The sequence below is a fragment of the Clostridium sp. DL1XJH146 genome (assembly GCF_054819755.1).
The window spans coordinates 1-26411 of record NZ_JBTVVN010000042.1; the positions used below are offsets into that span (position 1 = coordinate 1).

At 29.3% G+C, this 26411-nt stretch carries 18 protein-coding genes; 13 read left to right on the plus strand and 5 right to left on the minus strand.

All coding sequences use genetic code 11. The features are described from left to right. Positions 1-151: 151 nt before the first annotated feature. Positions 152-1042: a hypothetical protein gene (locus ACVHXK_RS15640; RefSeq protein WP_461207350.1), complete on the minus strand. Its 891-nt coding sequence runs from the start codon at positions 1040-1042 to the stop codon at positions 152-154. A 242-nt stretch (positions 1043-1284) separates the two neighbouring features. Between ACVHXK_RS15640 and ACVHXK_RS15645 the strand changes: the two genes are divergently transcribed. The 3 genes from ACVHXK_RS15645 to ACVHXK_RS15655 are packed head-to-tail and all read left to right on the plus strand — an operon-like array spanning position 1285 to position 9597. Next, on the plus strand, positions 1285-3330 hold the full coding sequence (locus ACVHXK_RS15645) for an oxygen-binding di-iron domain-containing protein (RefSeq protein ID WP_461207351.1): 2046 nt from the start codon (positions 1285-1287) through the stop codon (positions 3328-3330). Continuing rightward, positions 3314-6220 carry a glycosyltransferase family 2 protein gene (locus tag ACVHXK_RS15650; RefSeq protein ID WP_461207352.1) on the plus strand — a complete coding sequence of 969 codons (2907 nt, stop codon included), beginning with the start codon at positions 3314-3316 and terminating at the stop codon, positions 6218-6220. Before ACVHXK_RS15645 ends, ACVHXK_RS15650 begins: the two co-directional genes overlap by 17 nt. A 26-nt stretch (positions 6221-6246) precedes the next feature. Beyond that, positions 6247-9597: a hypothetical protein gene (locus ACVHXK_RS15655; RefSeq protein WP_461207353.1), complete on the plus strand. Its 3351-nt coding sequence runs from the start codon at positions 6247-6249 to the stop codon at positions 9595-9597. Between the two features lie 357 nt (positions 9598-9954). Here ACVHXK_RS15655 and ACVHXK_RS15660 read toward each other — a convergent pair whose 3' ends face one another. Beyond that, the gene (locus ACVHXK_RS15660; RefSeq protein ID WP_461207354.1) at positions 9955-12624 is read right to left on the minus strand and encodes an HD domain-containing phosphohydrolase; all 2670 of its coding nucleotides are present in this window, start codon (positions 12622-12624) and stop codon (positions 9955-9957) included. 289 nt (positions 12625-12913) lie between these two features. On the opposite strand from ACVHXK_RS15660, the gene ACVHXK_RS15665 reads away from it, so the two are divergent. Together ACVHXK_RS15665 and ACVHXK_RS15670 are read left to right on the plus strand one after the other, a co-directional pair. After that, positions 12914-13639: a Fic family protein gene (locus ACVHXK_RS15665; protein ID WP_461207355.1), complete on the plus strand. Its 726-nt coding sequence runs from the start codon at positions 12914-12916 to the stop codon at positions 13637-13639. A 328-nt stretch (positions 13640-13967) separates the two neighbouring features. Beyond that, a complete protein-coding gene (locus ACVHXK_RS15670) occupies positions 13968-14252 on the plus strand; it encodes a GNAT family N-acetyltransferase (protein WP_461207356.1) in 285 nt (94 codons plus the stop codon). Between the two features lie 303 nt (positions 14253-14555). Here the strand turns inward: ACVHXK_RS15670 and ACVHXK_RS15675 are convergent, their stop codons facing one another. Beyond that, on the minus strand, positions 14556-15413 hold the full coding sequence (locus tag ACVHXK_RS15675; RefSeq protein ID WP_461207357.1) for a MurR/RpiR family transcriptional regulator: 858 nt from the start codon (positions 15411-15413) through the stop codon (positions 14556-14558). A 321-nt stretch (positions 15414-15734) separates the two neighbouring features. On the opposite strand from ACVHXK_RS15675, the gene ACVHXK_RS15680 reads away from it, so the two are divergent. From ACVHXK_RS15680 to ACVHXK_RS15700, 5 genes are all read left to right on the plus strand, one after another. Beyond that, the gene (locus tag ACVHXK_RS15680) at positions 15735-17105 is read left to right on the plus strand and encodes an FAD-dependent oxidoreductase (RefSeq protein WP_461207358.1); all 1371 of its coding nucleotides are present in this window, start codon (positions 15735-15737) and stop codon (positions 17103-17105) included. 77 nt (positions 17106-17182) lie between these two features. After that, positions 17183-18475, plus strand: coding sequence for a citrate transporter (locus ACVHXK_RS15685; protein ID WP_461207359.1), 1293 nt, complete (start codon positions 17183-17185; stop codon positions 18473-18475). A gap of 118 nt (positions 18476-18593) precedes the next feature. Beyond that, complete coding sequence (locus ACVHXK_RS15690) at positions 18594-20732, plus strand: hydantoinase/oxoprolinase family protein (RefSeq protein ID WP_461207360.1); 2139 nt, start codon at positions 18594-18596, stop codon at positions 20730-20732. Positions 20733-20757: 25 nt separating this feature from the next. Beyond that, positions 20758-21393, plus strand: coding sequence for a hypothetical protein (locus tag ACVHXK_RS15695; RefSeq protein ID WP_461207361.1), 636 nt, complete (start codon positions 20758-20760; stop codon positions 21391-21393). 86 nt (positions 21394-21479) lie between these two features. Continuing rightward, positions 21480-22364 carry an ROK family protein gene (locus tag ACVHXK_RS15700; protein WP_461207362.1) on the plus strand — a complete coding sequence of 295 codons (885 nt, stop codon included), beginning with the start codon at positions 21480-21482 and terminating at the stop codon, positions 22362-22364. 153 nt (positions 22365-22517) lie between these two features. Here the strand turns inward: ACVHXK_RS15700 and ACVHXK_RS15705 are convergent, their stop codons facing one another. Together ACVHXK_RS15705 and ACVHXK_RS15710 are read right to left on the minus strand one after the other, a co-directional pair. Beyond that, positions 22518-23480, minus strand: coding sequence for an anti sigma factor C-terminal domain-containing protein (locus ACVHXK_RS15705; protein ID WP_461207363.1), 963 nt, complete (start codon positions 23478-23480; stop codon positions 22518-22520). Further along, on the minus strand, positions 23473-23679 hold the full coding sequence (locus tag ACVHXK_RS15710; protein WP_461207364.1) for an RNA polymerase sigma factor: 207 nt from the start codon (positions 23677-23679) through the stop codon (positions 23473-23475). Before ACVHXK_RS15710 ends, ACVHXK_RS15705 begins: the two co-directional genes overlap by 8 nt. A gap of 268 nt (positions 23680-23947) precedes the next feature. Here ACVHXK_RS15710 and ACVHXK_RS15715 point away from each other — a divergent pair, with 268 nt between their 5' ends. The 3 genes from ACVHXK_RS15715 (at position 23948) to ACVHXK_RS15725 (ending at position 26325) form a co-directional block, all read left to right on the plus strand. Then, positions 23948-24841, plus strand: coding sequence for a DUF4351 domain-containing protein (locus ACVHXK_RS15715; RefSeq protein WP_461207365.1), 894 nt, complete (start codon positions 23948-23950; stop codon positions 24839-24841). A gap of 385 nt (positions 24842-25226) precedes the next feature. Further along, a complete protein-coding gene (locus tag ACVHXK_RS15720) occupies positions 25227-25634 on the plus strand; it encodes a GNAT family N-acetyltransferase (RefSeq protein ID WP_461207366.1) in 408 nt (135 codons plus the stop codon). A 466-nt stretch (positions 25635-26100) separates the two neighbouring features. Then, positions 26101-26325: a DUF1659 domain-containing protein gene (locus tag ACVHXK_RS15725; protein ID WP_461207367.1), complete on the plus strand. Its 225-nt coding sequence runs from the start codon at positions 26101-26103 to the stop codon at positions 26323-26325. Positions 26326-26411 lie beyond the last annotated feature (86 nt).

Here is a 26411-nt window from a genome sequence, read left to right on the forward strand (position 1 = left end):
TTTCCCTACTGGAAATTGGAATACATGATTTAAAGTAAGAGCTATACCAGCTAGTCCACTTGTACCAATAGTATTTGCTTCTCTATTCATTTTAAACCCCTTATATTGCGTTTTTTATTTTGTGAACATAGTAGCATAATTTTTCTCCTTTTTATTTAAGTTCCATCCAACCTGATATATCATGAATGGCTATTCCATTAAAGGCATCAGATGATATATATGCTGATTTGATTTTCTCTAATTCAGCATTAAAATAACTTAAGGGTTTATCAAAGAATGTTATAAAAGCGCCTTCATTTGAGGGTAGTGTTTCAACTGCAATAAATATTTTCTTTTTATAGTTTTCAGAATAGATAACTTCATCTTTAGATAACTCGATAACTTCATCACTAGAATTTCTATAAGCCATAATAGCTACTTCATCAGAATTCATAATTACAAATTCAGCTAAATTACCTACGCCGTAGTTATTCTCAAACGTAATTGAATCAAACCAGAAAGGTAAATCAAAACCAATTGTTAAATTCAAGTTTTTACTTTTTTCAGTTGCATCCAAAATTAAATTTTGATAATTTGGTATTATTTCATCTTTGTTTTCTTCCCACTTTTCTAGTAAATACGGTTCAACATCAAGATGAATACCTTGAAATTTTTCATTAGTTTGTGCGGTATTCTGATAATCTGTAAGCCAATCAAAGAATGGTTGATATTCGCTTTTATCTGTGTATATAAACTCAGGGTGTCCATCTAGAGCATATATAGAAATATTGAAATCATTTGCTTTTTTAATAAACTTTCTATAATAATCTTTATCAAGGTTTTTATCTATTTGCAGGAATAATGTTGTTGTATTATTATCATTTAAAAATTGAAGAATAATATCAGGAGAATCAATTATGATAGAGGTATCCCATAGCCAAGTAGCTAGCGTTTTTTCATCATTGATAGATTTAGGATTTTTTGAATATGAGCATGATAAAAATAAGAATTGTAATAAAATCACAAGCATTAAGCAAATGGTTAATTTGGTAAATTTAATCATATGTACACCTCTTTTTAGAATAATTACTAACACTTATAATAATATCATACTTAATGATAATTCGTGGTTTAACTGTGCTATTTACAATAAAATATAATGCTATGATATTAGTTGTAATAATAAGTAAAGTTTTATATGCTAAAGTTCTTGAGAATAGAAAAAACATGCAATAAGTTGTTTTATTTGTTAAAATATAACTAGAATTAAGAAAATAGATTGTTATAAAAGAAGGGCTAAAAAATATGAATAAGACTATGGAGACAATTGAAATAAATGAGGGAATTTTTTGGATAGGTAGTGGTAAAGTAAACAAAGGACTTAATTGTAATTCATATTTGATAATTGATGAAGATGAAGCAGTATTTATAGATCCTGGTTCAGCAATAGATTTTGAAGAGGTTTATAGGAAAGTTATTAGTTTAATACCTCTTGAAAAAATCAAATATGTAATTTTAAGTCATCAAGATCCAGATATTTGTTCAGCATTACCCTTGTTCGAAAAAATTGGATTAAAAGCTAAAGTGGTAACTCATTGGAGAACTATGACTATTGCAACTCATTATGGCATAAGTTCTGAGGAATACATTGTAAACGAACAAAATTACAACTTAAATTTAAAATCAGGTAGAAATATTCAATTTATACCTACTCCATATTTACATTTTCCAGGAGCTATTGCTACTTATGATAGAAAAAGTAAAATTCTTTTTAGTTCTGACCTGTTTGGAGCTATATCTAATAAGTGGAGTTTATATGCAAATGAGAATTATATTGAAGCTATGAAAATATTTCATGAGCATTATATGCCAGGTAATGAAATTATAAGACCTGTCATGGAGAAATTTTTAAGTATGGATATTTCTATGATTGCATCTCAGCATGGCTCAATAATTAATAAAAACATAAAAGATTACATAAAAGTACTTAGAGATCTTCAATGTGGGTTTTTTTTGAACTCTATAAAAAGGGAACTTACATTAAATGGTGGATATTTAATGTTGTGTAATGATGTACTTAGGAGATACGATGCTGTTTTTGAAGCAGAAGAAATAAGGGAAATATTTAAGAATTCTGGGATTAAGTTAGATACAAATAATTTAGCGATTAAGGATTTTGATTTTTCAGGAATTGAATTATGGGATAATTTTTTTGAAATAATATACAACAAAAAAGGTATAAGATGGATTACTGTGATAGAGCCTTTATTAAATAGATTAATTAAGGAGTATGATATTTCAAAACCCAAAATATTAAAATCTGAAATTCTAAAGTTCGAAAAAGAAAAGAATAAATTAATATCTGAAAATGATAAATTAAAGGATATTAATAAAAAATTGAATGAAAATATTAAAATAACAGAAGAAAAACTAATTAAATGTCCCATAACAGGATTTTATAATGAAAACTTTTTTATGAATTATATAAGTAGAAATATAGAAGAGTTATCTATCAAAAAAGGAAAACAAAATTCTGTGTTAATGTATATTGAAATAGATAATATGATTCAATTTAATTATAAATATGGCAATACCGAAGGCGATAATACAATTAAAAAGCTATCATATATCCTAAAAGAAATGAAAAAAGATAATCATATTATTTTTAAAAAAACAGGTCCAAGTTTTGCTTATTATTTAATCGGTAATAATAAAAACCAAGCTATAGATTTTGCAGAAAAAATTAGAAACAGAGTAGAAAAATCTAAGATATTTATTGAAAACATTACTGTTTCAATTGGACTCGTAAGTTTTGACGAAATTATTAACAGAAATGATATTTTGGAAAATGAGTTAGCTCAATCATTCTTGAGAGCTGCTGAAGTAAGGATAAATAAGGCAAAAATGCTAGGTAAGAATATTGTTTTAAGTAACTCGGATATTTCCGAATATGATCAAAGTATTGGAAAGATACTTGTTATTGATAATGACATTATAAACATTGATGTATTAAGAACTATTTTTGAATATGAGAATTTCACTGTAATTTCAGCAATGGATGGTTATGAAGCTATAGAAATATTAGAAAAGACAAAGCCAGATATTGTTATTTCAGAGATAATGATTCCTAAAATTGAAGGATTTCTAATAAGAGAAAAAATGTTATCAAGCTCTACTCAAAAGGCAATACCATTCATTTTTATGTCGCATCAAAAAAATGAAGAAACAGTAAAAAGAGCCTTTGAACTTGATGTGGATTATTATTTTAAAAAGCCCTATTTAATATCAGAAGTTGTTGGAGTAGTAAAGAAAATAATCAAAGGAGCTTATCTCAATGAATCTAAGTATTGATTTGGTTCTGCTAATATTATTAATTTTTATTATTTTAGATTTATTAATATTTATGAAAATTTTAATAAATAAACTTAAGCAAAAGCAAAAGATTATTGACGATAAAAACATCATTGATTATTTAAAAGAAAATTATATTGAGAAAAAACAAAAATATAAGATAGGAGATATAAAAGAAAAGAATTCTAAAACAACAAAAATCACTAAAAATAGATTAATGGAGCAATATTTTAATATAAGAGAGAGGGTATTACTATACTCGCAAACTAAAAAAGAAATAGATGAATATATTGAGGTAAAAAAAGTTAGTAATAAGTATATTAAACAATTAAGATCATTTTCTAAATATAAAAGAGCATATGCAGCTGTTTGCCTTGGAGGCTTAGATAGTGAAATTACTGAAAGAGCCTTAAAAAATGCATTAATAAAAGAAAAAAATTATAGAGTAAAGCTATATATGATAAATTCTTTATGTATATTAAATTATAAAAGCGCAATATCTAGTATAGTAGAGTCTGTAGTTGGAGCCCCTAAATGGTTTAGAGAAAGAGTTAATGTTTTAGTTAGTGAGTTTGGAGAGGATTTAAATCAGCACTTATTTACATTAAAGGATAGGGAGGAATTTGAAATAAAAGAATTATTCTTTTATTTTGCATCAATTTATCCTTCGCAAAATTTAAAAGATTACCTATTAAATAGTATTAGTCAGTTAATGAATGATGAATATAATTATTATCCAGAAAAACAAAAGAAGGAGTTACTGTATACAGCTTTGGAATCTCTTTCGGTTTTTTATTATGAGATTCTTGATAATCCACTTTATTATAAAAATGAAGATGAAAATATTAAAAAAATAGCAATTAAAACATTATCAAAGGTAAGCTCAAGAGAAAATTTAATTAAATTGACTACACTACTCGATGGAACGGAAATTGATAAGGATATTATTATAGCAATAAATGAAATTATTAATAGCAATAAAAGATTAATAGATTTGATTATTAATTTACTAAATAATGAAACAAACGTTTTTATAAGAAATGGATTATGCGTAACATTATCTTATTATATGGATTACTTACTATTAAAGTTGTATACAAATGAAGAAAGTAATTTGCATACAATAATTAAGGAGATAGTTCTTCTTAAAAGGAATAGTAACATTATTGTATTTTTGAATAATAATAAGAATATTGAGCTAGAGAATAAAATAGTTTCTATAATAAGAGAAGCAGGACGAGAAAATGAAGAAATCTATACTGATTATTGTTATTATTTAGAACCAAGAATTTTAGAAAAACTTGATAAAGAAAAGTGTTATGTTAGTTCTTCAAAAAGAGATTCACAATTTGAAAAAAATAAAATAATTACTCTTTATAGTTTGCTGATTTTTATTTTCTTAATATTTCCAGTTATATATATATTACGTCATTACAATATTATTTTCGCAAAGACTTTTTTGCAGCAAATAAAAATTTATATTGTAGATTTTAATTACTATTTGATTTATTACTCTTTTGCAATAAACCTTATATATTTTGGATTATTAATTCTATCTTTTAGAGGTGTTTCAACTCAAATAAAAAACTGGAAGCTGAAAAAAAGGGGATTTTTATTTAAAGAAAAAATGCTGCCAACAATTTCAATAATCGCACCAGCTTTTAATGAAGAAGCTACTATTATTGAGAGTATCAATTCGCTATTGAATCTGGTATATCCTGATTATGAATTAATAGTAGTTAATGATGGGTCTAAAGATAAGACTTTAAATACTTTAATTGATTATTTTAATTTGGAAAAACAAGATTATATTATTGATTATAAAATAAATACTAGACCAATAAGAGGAGTTTATAAAAATAAATCTTACCCTAAATTGGTAGTTATTGATAAAGAAAATGGAGGAAAAGCAGATTCTTTAAATACTGGAATAAATATTTCTGCAAAAGAATATTTTTGTGGAATAGATGCAGACTCTTTACTAGAAAGTGATGCACTATTGAAAATAGCTTCTCTAGTACTTGATGATAGTAAGGAAGCTGTAGCACTTGGGGGTAATATTTTTCCCATAAATGGATGTACTGTTGATAAAGGATATATTTCTACAATAAATATACCTAAAAAACCCATTGCTAGATTCCAAATGATAGAATATATAAGAGCATTTATGGCTGGAAGGATCGGATGGGCCAAGATTAATAGCTTATTAATAATATCTGGTGCTTTTGGGGTTTTTAAAAAGGATAGAGTTATAGAAATCGGAGGATATCTTACAAGTAGTGGTAAATATCGTAAAGATACTGTTGGTGAGGATATGGAGCTTGTTGTACGGCTATCAAGACATATGAGAGAAAAGAAATTGAAGTATAGAATAGATTATAGTTTTAATGCTAATTGTTGGACAGAGGTTCCAGAAGAATATAAAAGTCTTAGATCTCAGAGAAATAGGTGGCATAGGGGACTTATAGATATTCTAACTTTTCATAAAAAAATGATTTTAAATCCTAGATATGGAAGGGCTGGAATGGTGTCCATGCCTTACTTTTTTATATTTGAGATGATGGGGCCTTTAGTTGAAGTTCAAGGTTATTTAATGGTACTTCTAGCTGGTATTTTTGGATTGCTTAATATTAAGATAGCGCTTTTACTTTTCTTATCTACAGTACTCCAAGGAATATTCATATCAATGTCATCATTGTTTATTGGAGAAAGAGAATTAAGCTATATAAGTTTAAAAGAATTAGTTATTTTAGTATTTTACTCTATCATAGAGAATTTTGGATTCAGACAAATAGTTAGCTTATGGAGATTTTTTGGATATATTAGTTCTTTGAAAGGTAATGGATCATGGGGGAAAATAGAGAGAAAAGGATTCGCTAATAATTCATAAAATGAAGCGATAAGAGGTTGATATAAATGAAAAATAGAAGCATCTTATTTTTACTTAGAATTATTTTTATACTAGTTATTTTAGCTATAATTCTACTGATTAGCTTTCCAATATGGAAATGGCATGATATGCCTATAAAATACCTAGATGCAGTTATTATAGATAAAACAGTTCCTATTGAAGATTATAGAGAACATAAAGGGTTAATGTGGGTATTGAACCATAATAAAATATATGATAGTAAAACTAAAGAAAGTTTTAAATATGAAGAGGATTATTTTGGGTACTACCCAAGTGATGGGGATTCTTATGAAGTAGAGGAATATAAGAGAGAAGGAACTAATCCTCAATTGATTTACATTGCTGATACCTATGGCGTTTATGAGGATGATTACCAAATGGATGACATAAAAGGGGATAGGTCTACATTAATTTATGGAGGATTGGATTCAGAAGAACTGACTGAAGTAAAAAAAAGCTTAGTAGATGGAAATACTATAATTGGTGAATTTAATACAATGGCATCGCCAACAGATAGAAAAGAAAGAGAAGAAATTGAAGATATATTTGGAGTTCAGTGGAGTGGATGGATAGGTAGATATTATAATGATATGACTGAAGGAATAGAAGTTCCTAACTGGATTATCGAAAATTATGAAGAGCAGCACGAAAGTAAGTGGGAATTTAATACTTCTGGATTTATATTTGTGTCTGAATATGATGAAGTCATTGTACTAGAAAAAGATATTCATATAGGAAAGTCTAATCTTCTCTTAGAATTTAAAGAGCCATACAAAAAAGAGTTTGGAATTAAAAAAGAAATTCCATATTATTATTGGTTTGAGATATTAGAACCATATGAAGAATCTGAAGTTTTGGCTGAATATACCTTGGATGTTACTGATGAAGGTAAAAGAATTTTACAAGATAAAGGAATAAGTCTTACCTTTCCTGCAGTTGTAAGAAATAATCGATACATATATAATTCTTACTATTTTGCAGGTGACTTTGCAGATAATAACAAAGTAGGAGGAGTAAATAAAGTTTATGGAATTGAAAAAGTAAAAAAAATATTTAGTTTAGATGTAAAAGGAGATACAGAAGCATTTTATTGGAAGTGCTATGTTCCTTTGATGAATACGATTTTAGAGGACATACTCTATAGTGATAAAAATTATAAGCAGAAACAATTAGAAATTAAGACGGTTGTAGATTTTAAGGTGCCAGCAATGGTAGGTAAAGATAAAATTCAGATTTTAAAAAATGATCAGTGGGAAGACTTTTTAATAAAAGGTGTAAATATGGGTATAGCAAAACCTGGATACTTCCCAGGGGAAACGGCTATAACCAAAGAAGAGTACTTAAGATGGTTTGAATATATTGGAGAAATGAATGCAAATTCTATTAGGATATATACCGTACACCCACCTGAATTTTATGAAGCATTTTATGAATATAATGAAAAGGCTGAAGAACCATTGTACTTATTTCATGGGGTATGGATAGAAGAAGAAAATCTATTAGAAACACAAAATGCTTTTGATGAGAGTAACCTAATATCTTTTCAAGAGGCTATTAAAGATACAATTGATGTAATTAATGGTAATGCTAATATTGAAAAAGTTATAGGTCATGCAAGCGGGGTTTATAGATATGATATATCTCAGTATGTTATAGGATGGATTATAGGAATTGAGTGGGACCCTAATATGGTAGTAAATACAAATGAAAAAAACAAGAATTTAGAAGACTTTAATGGGAAGTACATTTACACCAAAGATGCGTCACCTTTTGAAATTTGGTTAGCGGAGAATATGGAATTCACACTAAACTATGAGTATGAAAATTATAAATGGCAAAGGCCTATTAGTTTTACCAATTGGGTAACAACTGATTTACTTACACACCCTTCTGAACCATCTGAGGAAGAAGATTTGGTGGAAGTAAATCCAAATCATATATATAGTACAGAAAAAGATTATTCAGGTATTTTTGCATCGTATCACATATATCCTTATTATCCTGATTTTCTAAACTATGAGGAAAAATATATAAATTATGTTGATAAAGATGGAGAAAAAAATAATTATGCTGGTTATATTAATGAGATGAAAAATGTTCATGACATGCCGATTTTAGTTACTGAGTTTGGAGTTCCAGCTTCAAGAGGAGAAACTCATGAAAATGTTTATAATATGAATCAAGGATTTAATTCTGAAAAACAACAGGGTGAAATTGATAGTAAATTATTTAAAAATATTGTTGATGAAGAAATGGCAGGAGGTCTTATATTCTCATGGCAGGATGAGTGGTTTAAAAGAACCTGGAATACTATGGATTATGATGACCCTGATAGAAGACCATATTGGTCAAATGACCAAACTAATGAACAGCAGTTTGGACTTATGAGTTTTGACCCTGGCAAAGAACAAGTGATAGGCATTGATGGGATAGTAGATGATTGGGAAAAAGCAGTAATAGATAAAGCATTTGAAGAAAATCTAAAGCCTATTAATAATTTTGATGATGGATACGATGATGGAAGAACTATTAAGAATTTATACGCAACTAGTGATGAGAAATATCTTTATCTGCGTATTGACTATAAAGATTTTGGTGGAAGTATAGACTGGACTAAAATGAATACATTAATATTATTAAATACCAAGTCCAATCAAGGAAATACAAACATTCCATTTAACACAGGTATTAAAATCGAAGAGGGATGTGATTTTATAATTCATCTAAATGGAAAGGAAAACTCCAGAATTTTAGTTGATAGTTACTATGATTCCTTCTATTATAATTATGGCGAAAAGCTAAACTTGATACCAAAAGTAGAAAATACATCAATAAAAGATAATGGTGTTTTTAATAATATTAGATTGGCCTTGAATAAAGAGATGTATATACCAAGTCAAGATAGAGTAATTCCTTTTAGTAGTTATGAAACAGGTAAACTAATGTATGGAATCGGTAATCCAAACCATGAAGATTATAATTCTTTATCAGATTTTTATTATGATGAGGATAATAATGAAATTGAAATTCGCATTCCTTGGCTGTTACTTAATTTTAAAGATCCTAGTACTCGCAAGATTATGGGGGATTTATGGAAGGAAGATCTTTCAGGAAGTGAAATTATTGATGGAATAGATTTAGCTGTTTTAACCTTTAAGCCAGATGAAAATGGAAATGCCATTGTAACAGAAAATATAACAAATGTTACTGATTCTATGCCAAAGCCTAAAGAAGGTAGCTTAAGAAAAGAAGACACATATTTATATCAATGGGATACATGGGATCTGCCACTTTATCATGAAAGACTAAAACAGTCATATTATATTGTTAAAGATTTATTTGATTCTTATAAATAATAAAATGTTATTAACAACTAGGGGTCTTTGTGACGAACTTTATTCTTGAATTTAGAAATCAAACATAATACATTAAACCGAACGAACTATTTTCGTTCGGTTTGTGAACGGAAGCAGCCAAAACACTAGGAACTGTAGCAACCAATAAATGAATTCCTAACGCAATCCATTTAGCTAGCAAGTGGTCCAAAGGAGTTTGTCACACAAAGGTACCAGGTACTTCCCACTAATTTTAATCCCAATATCATGGAATATAGCTGCAAGCTCCAAAGTAAGCATAGTTTTAGAATCCAAACATTCTAATTCTCCGCACATCTCCATCAAAATAAAAAATCATCTTGCTAATAGCTTTATCTATCATTTTATATAGCCCATTTCTCCTGAAGTGACTCTTTTAATAAACATATCTACTAGTTCAGGATCAAATTGAGTGCCTGAATTCTTTTGCAATTCTGCAATGGCAGCATCAGTTTGTAAGGCATTTCTATAACTTCGATCACTAGTCATAGCATCAAAAGTATCTGCTATAGATATAATTCTTGATATAAAAGGTATCTCTTCTCCTTTTAAGCCCTTTGGATAACCTTTCCCATCCCATCTCTCATGATGATATAGGGTATAATTAGCTATATCAGACATATCATTTACTGTACTTAAAATTCTATATCCTATTTCAGGATGGCGCTGAATTTCATGCCATTCATTACTGGTGAGTTTATCTGGTTTATTAAGTATATTTTCATCTATAGCAATTTTACCTATATCATGAAGTAGTCCAACGGTTTTGAGTTCATTAATCCCATATTCAGATAATCCAAGGGCATGACCCATCCTCTCACAAAGCATAGAAACTCTGTTGGAATGTTGTTCTTCTCTCTTATTTTTTTCATGAAGAGTCCTTAATATAGCATTTATTGTTCTTCCCCTCATACTTGGACTTTCAAAGAGTTTTTCCTTATACATGTTGTCTTCAGCGTTCTTAAATATATTTTCTATTTTCTGAAGGGGGTCTTTTTTTGTTTCATAGCCAAAGGAAATAGAGATATTGAGAGATTCTACTTTTTCTTTTGCAGTAAAATTATTAATCCGTTTTATGATTTTTTCTGCTTCTACCTCAGTAGTTTTAGGCAATAAAATAACAAATTCATCGCCTCCTATTCTTGCAATAATATCCGACGTACGACAACCATTTCTCATACATTTAGCTACTTTTTTAATAAGGTCGTCACCTATATCATGGCCAAAAGAATCATTTATAAGTTTTAAACCATTTACATCTCCCATAACAACAGTTAAAGGAAGATTTTCTTCAATATCAATTATTTTAAGAGCTTCATTATAGTATCTACGATTATATAGACCCGTTAAATGGTCATTGTAGCTTAACTTTGAAATTTCTCTTTGCTTTTCTTTTCTCTCCGTAATATCTCTAAAAACCAATACAATACCGGAAATACTATAATTTTCATTTATAATCGGTGCTGCATTATTTTCTATATGCCTTTCAATACCTTCTTTTGAAATCAATATAGCATTATTAACTAATTTTAGTGCCTTTCCGCTTTCAAGCACTTTCCTAACTATTCCTTTGCTTTTTTCTCTTGTAATCTCATTTATGATATTAAATATTTCTTCGATTGGTTTTCCTATTGACTCTTCCTGTGTCCAACCAGTTAGGAATTCAGCAGCTTTATTTATAAGTACTACATTACCATTGTTATCAGTAGAAATTACACCATCTCCTATGGACCTAAGTGTTGTTTCTAAAAGTTTTTTTTCTTCTGTACGAGCTATTATTTGAGCCCTACGCTCTGTAATATCTTCTATAGTTCCAAGCATAGATACTACATTTCCTTCTTCGTCATATTCTAGTTCTCCAAGTATATGTACCCATCTTTGCTCACCATCATTAAAACGAATTATTTTACATTTGTAATCTAATCGAGTCTTTTCTGAATAAAACTTAGAAACACATTGGAAAAATTCTCTTCGATAATCTGGGTGTACTATATTTAACCATCCTCTTTGCGTTCTTTCATAATTATCATCTATTCCAAAAATTCTATTTGTTTCTTCTGAACTACTCCATGTTCTATTAACTACATCATTTATATAACTACCAATACGTACTACCTTCTGCGATTCACGTAGTATTCGTTCATTTTCTTTAATCTTTTTCTCAGCAAGTTTTCTATCAGTCACATTCATAACAAAACAAGTCAGCCCTGTTACTTTACCTTCCTTAGAAAATATAGGGGCCCAATAATCTTGCCAATATAACCTTGAAAGTTTTTCATTTCCAAATTCCTCAACTTCTACAAAACTCTCGCCTGCTAGAGCACGATCAAAATTTGCTTTTGCTTTTTTATTGTCTCCGTGTTCTCCAATAATATCTAGCATATTCATGCCTATTTCAATTTCTTTTCCCCATATTGTCCTTATTGCGTCCCTATGTTTATTGTTAAATGCAAGATAACGATAATTACAATCAAGGGCAAATACAACGATTTCGGGTGAACTTTCAAGAATAGCAGAAAATAAATTGTTAGCTTTGTCTAATACTAAATTAGTTTTTTCTAGTTCATAAGTCCTATGAGCTATAATATTTTCAAGATTAGTATTTTCAATCTTAAGTTTATCACTTTGAATTTTACTAGCAGTTATGTCAGTAATTATTGAAAATAATAAACTTTCACTATCTATATTGATTGGAGTAGAATTAACTTTTATATCCCTTATTTCACCATTATATATTCTGTGCTTAAAATAGAATGTATTTTTATATTCAGTTTTTGCACTATTAATTTCTCTAGCAATTTGTTCTTTTGATAGTATATTCAAATCCTTAATACTCAATTCTAACATTTCATCATAAGAATAACCATAAAAGTTACAAGCGGATAAATTACAATCTACAATATCAAATGTTTCCGGGTTAATCAAAAGCATTATTTCCTGATTATCTCTAAATAATTTTTTATAAAAAGATTGATTTTCTTTAATAACTCTATCCCCATTTTTTTTCATGTGTCTATTCTCCTAACTTAAAATTAATGTTAGCTACCAATAAAAATAATACTTAATTATACATTTTTATTCATTTAATGAAATTATACTATATTTGATTAATAATTTCTAGCAACCAATAAATAAATTCCTAGCGTCATCCATTTATTGGCAGTACACCTGGGGTCTAAATATTCTACATGTAGATTAAACTTGTACAAATAGGGTATAATTTAGTTAGAGATATAAACTACTTCAACTTTGAAATTATATTCTAATTTCTGTTAGAAGCCAATGTAGGGGTGAAATAATGTTTTTGAAGATAGATGAGAAGAAAACTTTGTTAGATAGTAAAAGACCGTTACCAGAATATACTATTAAGAGTATAAGAGAGAACTTGCTTTTGGAGTGGACATATAACTCTAATGCTATAGAAGGCAATACACTTACTCTTATGGAAACGAAAATTGTATTAGAAGGTATAACTGTTGGTGGGAAAACTTTAAGAGAACATTTAGAAGTTATAAACCACAGAGAAGCAATACTTTATATTGAAAATATAGTTAGAAATAAAGAAGAGTTTACTGAATGGCAAATTAAAAATATTCATAGACTAGTTTTAAAAGGTATTAATGATGAATATGCTGGTAATTATAGAGATCAGAATGTTATGATTTCAGGAGCGCAACATATGCCGCCTGAGCCATTTTTAATAAAAGAGCAAATGGAGAATTTTATAAAATGGTATAATTCAGATGGTCAAAAATTACATCCCGTTGAGAGAGCAGCAATGGTTCATATAATTTTTGTAGGAATTCATCCCTTTGTTGATGGTAACGGAAGAACTTCAAGATTATTATTGAATTTAGAACTTATGAAGAATGGATATCCTCCTATAGTTATAAAAACAGACAAGAGACTTAAATATTATACTGCACTGGATAAGGCGCATACTACTGGAAGTAATGAAGATTTTGTAGAAATAGTTAAGGAAGAGGTAAATAGAACATTAGATTTGTATTTGAAATTAGTTTGAAGAAAGTCAGACTAAGACCCCAGGGGTAGCAAGCTCAACCCTAGGGTTTCGCAAAACCCCCTAGGGTATAAAATAATTCAGTCTTATAATTTGAGACTGAATTATTCCTATTTACAAATCTATTTGAAATCCCCATCTTAATAATGTATAATTATACTATTAATATGAATAATGAGTATAAATATGCATAGATGGAGTTGATGGACATTGATAAAATACATAAATAAATTACCAACGTATGAAGAATACAATAATCTCAAAATTGAGCTAGGTTTTAAGTCTAGTGATGAAGAAAGGGCAATAAAAGGTTTAAATAATTCAATTCTATGTGTGTGCATATGATGATGATAAATTAGTTGGTATGGGTAGAATTGTAGGTGATGATGCTATGGTATACGTTATAAGTAATATTATGGTAAAAAAAGAATACCATAATAGAGGTATTGGATTTGAGGTAGTGAGTTTATTAATGAATTATTTAGATGAAAATTGTGGTGAAAATGCATTGGTTATGCTTATGGCAAGAAAGGGAACAGAAGAATTTTATAAAAAGTTTGGATTTATATGCCGTCCTTCTCAGGATGGTGGATATGGTATGTGTAAGTATTATTAATTTAAAAAAATTCAAACCTTAAATAATTCAGCCTTGATTATTTGGGAAAATACTTTTAAAATGCAAGCAATCTAGTAGTGAATCTCACTACTAGATTATTTTTATATACAGAGTTATTTGAACCGTTTCTCCTATTTTACGCCCATATTTCTGCCAATCTTAAAAGGGTTATTTGTTCTCTACTAGGAGTATTGATCAAGAAGTCCCCACTTCAAGAAAGTAAGTGGAGGGTAGTTCACTCCATACTGATTTTGGTTGAGAACTAGAAAGTGGGAAAAAGGAGGCTTGTTTTATAAAAGGTTTTTAATATTCATATATATAATTATTCATTTTTTGATGATGATTAATAATAGTATCGCTGTCTAGTTTCTTCTTATATAATGATTTATCGCTTTTAAGAAGTGCCCCGTAAATTATATCGATAACATATAAAAACATTAAGTTGTTTGATAAAGAGTTAGAGTTATGGGCGGTAACTTTATCGGAGGTTATAAACTTTAAGTCAACTAAGTCATTTAGTTGAGGGGAATCAAAACTAGTTATGGTAATAATTTTAGAGCCTCTTTCATGACAAGAAGTTAAAGCTTGGTAAATATCTTTACTAAGTATTGTAGGTGCAATAATAATAGCTAAATCATTTTTACTTATATTTGAAGTACTGATGTTTATATCTAGAACATCTGTATGTGTTTTAGCAGGGATCCCTATAAGATTAAATTTAAACTCCAATTCATATGCGACTAATGAAGAGTTAAATAGTGCAATGATGTGAATATTTTGTGCAGATTTTATAAAGTCTACTGATTTAAATACAGTGGGTTCATCCAACATAGCAGATGTATTCATTAACATTTTACGATAATCCATAGTTACAGATTCGATAAATCCTATTTCACCACTATGAGTGCTTTGTTTTTGGATGCTGTTATAGAAATTTTCTTGAGCAAGGGCAATTTTAAACTTATTAAAACCCTTATAGCCAATTTTTTTGCAAAATCTATTGATACTAGCTTCAGATGTACCTGTTTCTTTAGCGATGGTAGTAATTGTACTAGATACAACAAATTCTGAATTTTTAATGATATATTGACTTATTTCGTTCTCACTCATTGTGTAATTTTGTTGCATAGAAATAATTTTTGCAATCACTGCAGGACCCATTTTTTTACCTCACAATTTTTATATTCACCTGCCATTATAATATAATAATGAATGAAATGCAAATAATGTTAGAAAGTGTATAGGGTAACGATGTAATTACAAAATCATAATTATGATATTATTTGATTGATAATAAAAAAAACAATCAAACATGTTGACGTTTATTGATTTTTATAGTACTATATTTTTAATAAAGAATATTAAACATCAAGAGAATAATGTATGATATGTCTAAAAATCAATAAAAATCAATAATTACAAAAATAGTTTTGAATATTATTCTTTAGATAAAGATTACTTATTTGAGGAGGGAAATATTTAATGATTGAGCAAGAAAATTTGATATGCTTTGACGTGATTATTGCTGGAGGAGGAGTTTCAGGATGTACAGCAGCTATTGCAGCAGCTAGAAGTGGTGCCTCTGTACTTGTTATAGAGCAAGCTGGATATTTAGGCGGAGCACTTACATCTTGTGGAGTCGGTCCTATGATGACCTTCTATGCTGGCGATAAACAAATTATAAAAGGCGTAATGGGAGAAGTTGTAGAAAATTTAATTAAAAAAGGATATTCTCCTGGACATATTAAAGATACAACAGAGTACATAAGTTACGTAACACCATTTAATGCAGAGGGATTAAAATTAGTATTAGATGAAATGCTGGATGAGGCGGGGTGTAAAGTACTTTTTCATACAGCTGTCTGTCAGGTAAAAGCTGAAGATGGAGAGATAAAAAACCTTACTATTTGTAATAAAAATGGGCTATCTGAAGTTAAAGGTAAAGTATATATTGATGCAACAGGTGATGGGGATATTGCCAATTGGAGTGGTGCCACTACAATAAAAGGAAGAGAACTTGATGGGGCTATGCAGCCTATGACTATGAATATGAAGTTTTGTAATGTAGATACAAAAAAATTGAGAGAGCATATAAATAATAATTCAGAAAAATTCCCAAGGTTGGTTAATAATATTGATTTAATGAATAAAACATCATTTCTTTCAATAGCAGGTTTTATTGATGAATTCAAAAAAGCAAAAGAAGCCGGCGAAATCTCAATACCACGTGAAGATATTCTATTTTTTGAAACTTCTCAGCCTGGTGAATTTATTATTAATACTACTAGAGTTATTGGTCATGATCCCACTAATCCTTGGAGTTTAAGCGATGCTGAAAAAATAGGACGTATACAATGTGAAGAATTAAAAAGATTTCTTTGCAAATATGTTGCTGGTTTTGAAAATGCACATTTAGAAATGACAGGACCTTCAATTGGTATAAGACAATCTAGGCAAGTGAAAGGCAGATATACTCTTACAGCAAAGGATATTTTAGAGCGTAAGGAATTTGATTCTGTTATAGCTCATTCGGCTTATCCTATTGATATACATAATCCAAATGGTGAAGGAACAGATAGTGTATTTATGTCTGAGCCAGGCACATTTTATAATATTCCCTTTGAAATTATGATTTCGGGTGAAGTTGATAATTTATTTATAACAGGAAGATGTGTATCTGCAACATTTGAAGCTCAAGCAGCTATAAGAACTACACCAACTGCAGGTGCATTGGGTCATGCATGCGGAGTTGCGGCAGCAATAGCAGCTAAGCAAAATATAAGTGGGAAAGATGTAAACGTTAAAAAAATACAAAAGATACTAAAAGAACAAAATGCTTTTCTAGAAGTGTAATTAAAAATATTGGTAAATAAGATTTTGATTAGACTTTGAGTCTATCTAAATAAATAAAAATTTTAGGAGGATTTTTTATGAATACTTTACAAATTATCGGAATTTTAGCAATTTTCTTAGTATTAGTAGTACTTATGATGACTAGAAAAATACCAACAATTTTAGCACTACCGATTATGGCTATAGGGATAGCTATAGTTGCAGGTATTCCTTTTACTTCATCAGATTCAGAAACGTATACAATTGCAAATGATATTCTTCAAGGTGGAGCTATGAGAATGAGTACAGCAATTGCTGGACTTATATTCGGTGGCTGGTTTGGGAAAATGCTTACTAAAATAGGAGTAACAAGGACAATTATTAGAAAAGCTGCGGAATTGGCCGGAGATAAGCCTTTACCTATAGCGTTAGCATTCCTTGCAGTATGTTCTATTATATTTTCAGCATCTAATGGTCTTGGAATGATTATACTTGTAGGTACAATTATTCTTCCTATTATGATTTCGGCAGGATTAAGTCCAGCTGTTAGTGGTATAGTTTTACTTCTTTCTAATGGTATTGGTGTAACATTTAGTGTTGGAACTCTAGGAGTATATATTGATGTTCTAGGTTTACCTATTGAAACAGTTACTGCTTATTCATGGCTTTGTGGTATACCACTTATTGTTGTTTCAGTTATTATGCTTATAGTATTTATAAAGTTTGGTGGAAAAACGTCTAAAGCGTGGGCTATGCCAGGTGGTAATCAAGAAATGAATAGTCCAGAAAAAAATGTTAGAACCATTGCACTTATTACTCCAGTAATTCCTGTTATTCTTGTTTTTGCATTTGGTATACAACTTGTTCCAGCTGTCCTTGCAGGTATAGTACTTTCTTTAATTCTTGCTACACCTAAGAATCCTATACAGATTGTTTCCAGTTCATTTGTAGAAGGAATACAAGATACAGCAGGTGCAATAGCACTTATGATCGGTATTGGAATGACGTTAAAATCTGTTATGGCTCCAGAAGTTGCTACCGTTCTTCAACCACTTATTGAATCAATTATTCCTACAAGCCCACTTATGTTTGTATTAATATTTGGGTTGTTATCTCCTCTAGCAATATATAGAGGACCATTAAATGTTTGGGGATTAGGTAGTGGTATTGTTGCACTTCTTGCAGCTGCAGGTATGAATCCAATTGCAGCTATGGTTGCTCTTCGTTTAGATAGTAATGTACAAGCAGTATGTGATCCAACTAACTCTCATAATGTTTGGATTGCTGATTTTACCAAAACAGATGTTAATGATTATATTAAAAAGACAATAGTTTGGATTTCAATATCAACATTTGTAGGATTGATTGTAGCTAGTTTTATTGTAATGTAATTAAACTAAGAACAGTGTATAGAGGAATAAACTTCTGACTATACACTGTTTGATTTAAATTGAAAATAATAAGGAATAATATTCCTTTTAGATATACATAGATAATGGAGGTTTTTATATGGGTAAAAAAGTAAGAATAGGTATAGATGTAGGCGGTACATTTACTGATGCAGTAATTATTGATAATGAGACTTATGAGGTAATGGCAAAAAAGAAAATTCAAACAACCCATGAAGAAGGGGTTGCTGTTGGTGTAGTAAAGATAATTTCAGAGCTTATGAAAGAAAATAATATTGAACCAGATGATGTGAAGTTTATAGCACATGGTACTACTCAAGCAACTAATGCTTTATTAGAGGGTGATGTGGCTTCTGTAGGAATAATCGGTATGGGTACAGGGCTAGAAAGTAGGAGTGCTAAGGCAGAAACGAAGATAGGAAATATTGAATTAGCTCCAAGTAAATATTTGAAATCAGCTAATGTTTTTATCGATTCTAAGAATGTAAATAATGAGACAATAGAAAGTTCAATTAATGAGTTGACTGAGAAAGAATTAGAAGTTATTGTGGCATCAGAGGCTTATAGTGTTGACAACCCTGCAAATGAGCTGAAAATTGTAGAATATGCTAATAAAAAAGGATTATATGCTACAGGCGGACATGAAATTTCTCAGTTATATGGTCTTAAAATGCGTACTCGTACTGCTGTAGTTAATGCAAGTCTTATTCCTAAAATGATAGAAACAGCAAATATGACTGAGCAAGCTGTTATAGATACAAAAATCAAGTCTGGTCTAATGATTATGCGTTGTGATGGTGGAGTAATGAGTATTAATGAAGTACGTAAGAGACCTATACTTACTATGCTATCAGGTTTGGCAGCGGGTGTAGCGGGAGCTTTAATGTATGAAAAAATATCTGATGGAATATTCTTTGAAGTGGGAGGAACAAGTGTCGATATTTCTGTTATTAAAAATGGAAAAGTTATGATTAAGTATGCACAGGTGGGAGGACACAAAACTTATTTGCAATCTTTAGATGTACGTACTTTAGGTGTAGCAGGTGGAAGTATGATTCGTGTTAAAGATAATAAGATTGTTGATATAGGACCTAGAAGTGCTCATATTGCAGGTAAAAATTATGAGTGTTTTGTAGAAGATGATTCTATTAAAGAGGCAACTATACAGTTTGTAAGCCCAAGGGAAGATGACCCTTGTGAGTATGTAACAATTGTAGCTCAAGATGGAAATGAATATTCTCTTACGCTAGCAGGGGCATCAAATTTATTGGGATATGTTGCTAAGGGTGATTATGCATATGGAAATATGAAGTCTACAAAGGTTGCATGGGATGCATTAGGGAAATATATTGGGATAACAGGAGAAGAGGCAGCAAAACAGGTTATGGAACTTGCAATAAAAAAATTATCTGTAGTTATTGATGAATTAATTAATGAATATGAAATAGATCGTAAGTTTATAACCCTTGTAGGTGGAGGTGGAAGTGCTTCTGTTGTTGTGAATCCACTTGCAGAACATTTTGGATTTAAAGGGGAAATAGCTGAGAATGCACCGTATATTTCAACAATTGGAGTGGCTTTAGCAATGGTACGTGAACAATTAGAAAGAACTATTGTGAATCCTACTGAGAAAGATATTAAAGAAATTCGTTCGGATATTATTGAAAAAATTGTTAAATCAGGTGCTAATGAAGAAACTGTTGACGTATCAATTGAAATAGATGTACAAAAAAATATTTTGAGAGCAGTTGCAACTGGGGCAACAGAACTACGAAAGAAGAATTTAAAAGCGACTGAATTATCAAAGGAAGAATTAAGAAGCATTTCAGCAGAAGCTTTAGTTGTAGATAAGTCTACAGTAAATTATATTTATAGTACAGGAAGATGGAATCTTTTTGAATCAAAGACAATTAAAAAAGTATTTTTAGGGCTTATTAAAATGAAAGCAAAAAGTTGTTGTATTATAGATAGAGAAGGAGTGGTACGTCTTAAAAAAGAAAAGGCAGAGTATATTAAATTTAAAAAATCTGATCAAAAGAGGATATTTAATGCTTTTATAGACGATAATACAACTTATTCAGATGCAAATGCAACGATTCCAAAAGTTTTTCTTTTTTATAAAGAAAAGATGCTTGATTTGACAGGTATGCAAACATCAGAGCAACTTTATTCTATTATAGACGTTGAAACAGAAGTTATGAAGGGTGAAGAAGAATTAATTGCAGTTGCATATAAATAAATGCTATGAATAGGAGATTATATAAATGAAAATGAGTGATGAGTTACTTGCTTTATGCGAATTGTCTAATGATTTGCTTTTTCATAAAATACCTAAGGAAAAATATATGTATTATATTAAAAATTCACTGAAATGTGGAGAGGAATTTGCCGAAAAGTATTGTGGACAAAATATTAGAGAACTTTACAAAAAGAATGGAATTATCATTAAGTATTCTGAAGAAAAAAATAGTTATTGTGGAGTTCAGTTTAGAGCGCATGTTGTTATAGATAAAAAAGAAACTATCGTGACTATGTATACGAAATCACTCAATGAATTTTCAGATAATAGTTCATATCAAGGTAATGATTATATTTCCTATGATACAGCACTTGATATGCATTTGTGTCATGAGTTTTATCATTTTATTGAACACAAAGAGGAGTTTACAATTTCAGAAAAACTAGATGAAATAGTGACTATTAAACTTCCTTTTTTTACTCGTAAAGCTCATATTAATCGCTGTAGTGAAATAGCAGCGCATGCTTTTGCTAAAAAGATGCTTCAATTAAAATACTTGCCGAATATATATGATTATATTTATATGGTTAATACTGGAAAAATGAGCCGAGAAAAATTTGATGAATTATTAAATGATTTAAGTCAAAAGTTAAGTGATTAATTAAAATATTAAATCAAAAATAATATTAATAAAATTGTGACGATATATAATTATTTATTTGGTTAAAACAAGGAAGGAGGAGTACTATGCAATTTGCTGGAATAGAAGCTGGAGGAACAAAGTTTGTTTGTGCTGTAGGAAATGAAAAGGGTGAAATTATTGAAAAAAAATCTTTTTTAACAACTACACCAGAAGAAACTATGGGAAATGTTATAGAATATTTTAAAGATAAAGAATTTCATGCTATAGGAGTAGGTGCCTTTGGGCCTGTAGATTTAGATGTTAATAGTAAAAATTTCGGTTCAATAACTACTACACCAAAACCAGGTTGGCTAAACTATAACATAATTAAAGAGTTAGATAAACATTTTGATGTACAGAAGGCTTTTGATACTGATGTAAATGTTGCTGCTTTAGGAGAATTAAAATGGGGAGCGGCAAAAGGTTTAAATAGTTGTTTGTACATAACTATTGGAACAGGTATAGGTGCTGGTGCAATTGTAGAAAATGAGTTAATTCATGGATTAATTCATCCGGAAATGGGACATATATTTGTAAGAAGACATCCAGAAGATAGGTATGAAGGGAAATGTCCATTCCATAAAGATTGTTTAGAAGGTTTAGTATCGGGGCCTGCAATAGAGGAAAGGTGGGGTTCGAAAGGCTATGACTTAGATAGTGAGCATAGGGCCTGGGATATGGAAGCTTATTATTTAGCACAAGCATTAGTCAATTACATTTTAATTCTGTCACCCCAAAAGATAATAATTGGAGGAGGCGTTATGCAACAAGTACAGCTGTTTCCTAAAATTAGAAAGTATGTTACAGGGTTATTGAATGGGTATGTTCATAGTGATGAGATATTAAATAATATTGATGAATATATTGTTTATCCAAAACTTGGGCAAACAGCGGGCATATGTGGAGCTATTGAGCTTGCTATAAAATCTTACAGGGAGAGCAACCAATAAATGAAACTGTAACGCCATCTACTTATTGGCAAATATTTAGAGAGATATAAACATTTAAGTTTATAATTAATTATTTTAAGAAGCCATACTAAAAAATAAATTCGAACCTTAAATAATTCAGACTCACAACTTTGAGGCTGAATTATTTTATTTTTAATATTTATCTACAATAACCCCAAAGGAAGAGGCTTTAATATGAGGGTTTTCTAAAAGTTCTTTAAGGTCTTCCTTTGTTCCTTGCACAATTACGCCTAAACATTCGATGCTATCAGCACTTTCTTTACCTTTTTCTACAAGTTCATTATAAATCTCATTATGTCTAGCATAAGTACTAGTTTTAAGAAGATCTAATAATTCTTGATATTTATCTTCTGTGTCATTATATAAGTAATAATCATCTGTGATACTAATTCCAGAAATATTAAATTCATCAATATAACATGCCTTAGGGTCATATTCATTTGCTTCCATTTTATATTCTTCCATTTCTTTATCTGTAAAAGCATTAATCCAAATCCATGTTTTATTTATTTCAGGGAATAAAGAATACACCTCAGAGACACTATATTTATTATCAAAAGAAATACCCATTTCGATAATTTTTCCATCAGGGACCTCATCTAATAAAGCTAAGTCATTTTTGTATTCTTTATAGTCAATATCAGGATGGAAAAAAATCATTTTTCTATAACCATTTTCCCAATAATTTTCTGGCCAATCATCTGAAGCATGTATGCCTATACCTTGATATCTGCTTACAACATTAGATGAAAAAACACCAAAATTACTTATATTTTCTTTCAATACAACGGTTTTATTTCCTACAGTTTTAGATATAGAATAGTTGCCTGAGCCACCTAAAAATCCTAAAATATCTATAGAGTTACTTATATATCCCTTTGGAACGGTAAGTTTTGTAATTGTCTCAATGTTATTAAATGAATTTTCGCTCATTTCCATAGAAATCTTTGTATTAATAAACATTCCCATTACAAAAATAACTACTCCAACTATTATAGAAATTATAATAATTTTTATTGTTGAATTCCTTTTTCCTTTTTTAATTGATTTTTCTAATTTTTCATCATCAAATAAATCCTCAAAATTATCACTCATTTTTTTCCCTCCAAATCTTTTTAAATTGATTTCTAGCTCTATACAAATAAGTTTTTATCATATTTTCTGAAATACCTAGTAGATTACTTATATCCTTATAGCTTAAATCCATTTCGTATTTAAAAATTAATAGTGTTTGATATTCTTTTTTTAAGTTATTTAAACAAGCTTTGATATCATTATTTTTTTCTGATAGCAAAAAAACATGAAGGGTACCAGGTACTTCCCGATATATGTAGAAATTTGAGAAGTTGTCTTAAAAATAAATATAAAGATTGAAGAATTCAGCTAATTCCTTTTGTCTTTTTCCATCATTAAGATTATATGTAGTTGCATTTCTTCCATCTGTTATTCTTCGTGATTTTTGTTTGATTTAAAAAAAGAACAAGAGTTTGCATAAAATAAACCGATATGGAAATAATAATAATAAATGAATAACCGGTATATTCAAAAAAATATAGAAAGAGATGGTTAAAATAGATTATAATAAGATTGAAGACTCTATATTTAAAAGTGCTATGGAGACGTTTAAGCAAAGTGCAGTAAATTTTTTTAATATAGAGACTAAAATTATCGCTCCTGCCAATACTGAGATTAAAAACATTAAAATAAAAACAAATTTTACAGATTATTTATTTTATACAGAGGATGATAATTATTTGCATTTTGAGTTTCAGACTACTAACAAGAAAGATGATATTAAGAGATTTTTGTACTATGATGCTTCGTTATATTATAGAGATAAAAGAAAAGTAAAAACTATAGTGATATATTCTGCGGATATTGAAAAAGTGGATGATTTTATTGATGCAGGTACAATAAAATACAGTATTGAACCATTTTATATGAGTAAAATTGATGGAGATGAAAAATACTATTATTTAAGAGAGAAGATAGAAAAGGGATTAAAACTCACAGATGAGGATTTATTATCATTAAGTTTTTTACCACTTATGAAAGGTAGCGTAAATAGGGACAAAAGAGCAATAGAAAGCATAGAACTAGCCCAAAATATAAAAGATAGTGATACTAAATTACAATGCGTAACATTACTATATGCATTATTAGAAAAATTCGGAGATGAAAAAAGTAAAAATAAGTTTAAGGAGGTGTTTGAGATGACAGAGATAGGTAGAATGATAAGAGAAGAAGGAATTAAAGAAGGAATTAAAGAAGGGATTAAAGAAGGAATTAAAGAAGGAAAATCAGAAATACTAATAAAACAGCTTACAAAGAAATTTGGTAATATTACTGAGGAAGATGAGAAAAAAATCAAGAATTTATCAGATAGAGTTATTGATATAATACTAGTAGATATTTTTGAAATAGAGAGTTTAGATGAGTTGGAAAAATATTTTTAAATTCAAATACTAAGTAATTCAGTCTCATAACTTTGAGACTGAATTATTATTATATATAGGACTATTTGAATTACCTCTCATATTAACTACCTTTAAGATGGGAAAATGAGTTTTTACCTGATATCGAAGAAGGGTACGTTAGGATTGGCTATGCTAGCAGTACCGAAGTACTAATTGAAGGTTTGACTTATCTTCAACAATACTTCGATGAAAATTGGAAGCAAATCTGACGAACTTTATTTTTAAAAATTAGAACACTAATTAATTCAGCCTCACAACTTGAGACTGAATTGTTTTTTTACTTGACTTGAAACTTAAATAATGTATAATTATACTATTAATATGAATATGAAGTATAAATATGCATAGATGGGGTTGATGGACATTGATAAAATACATAAATAAAGTACCAACTTATAAGGAATACAATAATCTCAAAATTGAGTTAGGTTTTAAGTCTAGTGATAAAGAATGGGCAATAAAAGGTTTAAATAATTCAATTCTATGTGTGTGTGCATATGATAATGATAAATTAGTTGGTATGGGTAGAATCGTAGGTGATGATGCTATGGTATACGTTATAAGTAATATTATGGTAAAAAAAGAATATCACAATAAAGGTATTGGATTTAAGGTAGTGAGTTTATTAATGAATTATTTAGATGAAAATTGTGGTGAAAATGCATTGGTTATGCTTATGGCAAGAAAGGGAACAGAAGAATTTTATAAAAAGTTTGGATTTATATGCCGTCCTTCTCAGGATGGGGGATATGGTATGTGTAAGTATTATTAATTTAAGAATTGGAAGAACCCTAAGGGGGCACAAACAATTTGTTAATAATCCACAAATTTAAGAACTTGTATATAAAAATATTGTTAAAAGAACCCAACATCATATTTGATGTTGGGTTTTTGTTTACTCAAAAAAAGAACGTTAGTTTGCATAAAATAGACCTATATGGGATTAATAGTAATAAATGAATTAACCGGTTTATTCAAAATAACTATGGAAAGAGATGATTAAAATAGATTATAATAAGATAGAAGACTCTATATTTAAAAGTGCTTATGAAAGAAGATATTAAAATTGAATATAGTTATTTTGTATTGATGATAGAAGTATACCGAGCAGAAACTGTTTGGTATACTTTTTTTTATATTTTTTTAGGGAAAATTAGGGAATAAATAAAAAACTACATATATATAGGTAAAGACAATGCACTTTGCACTCTATGTTTCAGATGAAAGGGGGTGATATTATGGCAGTAGTTTCTCAACCATCAGGAAGTACTTTAGAGATGAAGTATTATGCTGGTAAGGATGAAGATGGAGATAATGTGTACAAAACACAAAGATACACAAATCTAAAAGTTGCAGCAACTGACGAAGATGTATTTTCAATTTCAAACTCACTAGCAGCATTACTAGAAGATCCAACTATTGAAGTAACTAGAGTTAATGAAGCGTTACTTGAGGAAGAATAGTTTTAGAGCAATGCACAATTCACAATTATCAATGCACAATTAAGATCAAAAGAAATTTGCAATGTGCAATTTGCAATTTGCAATTG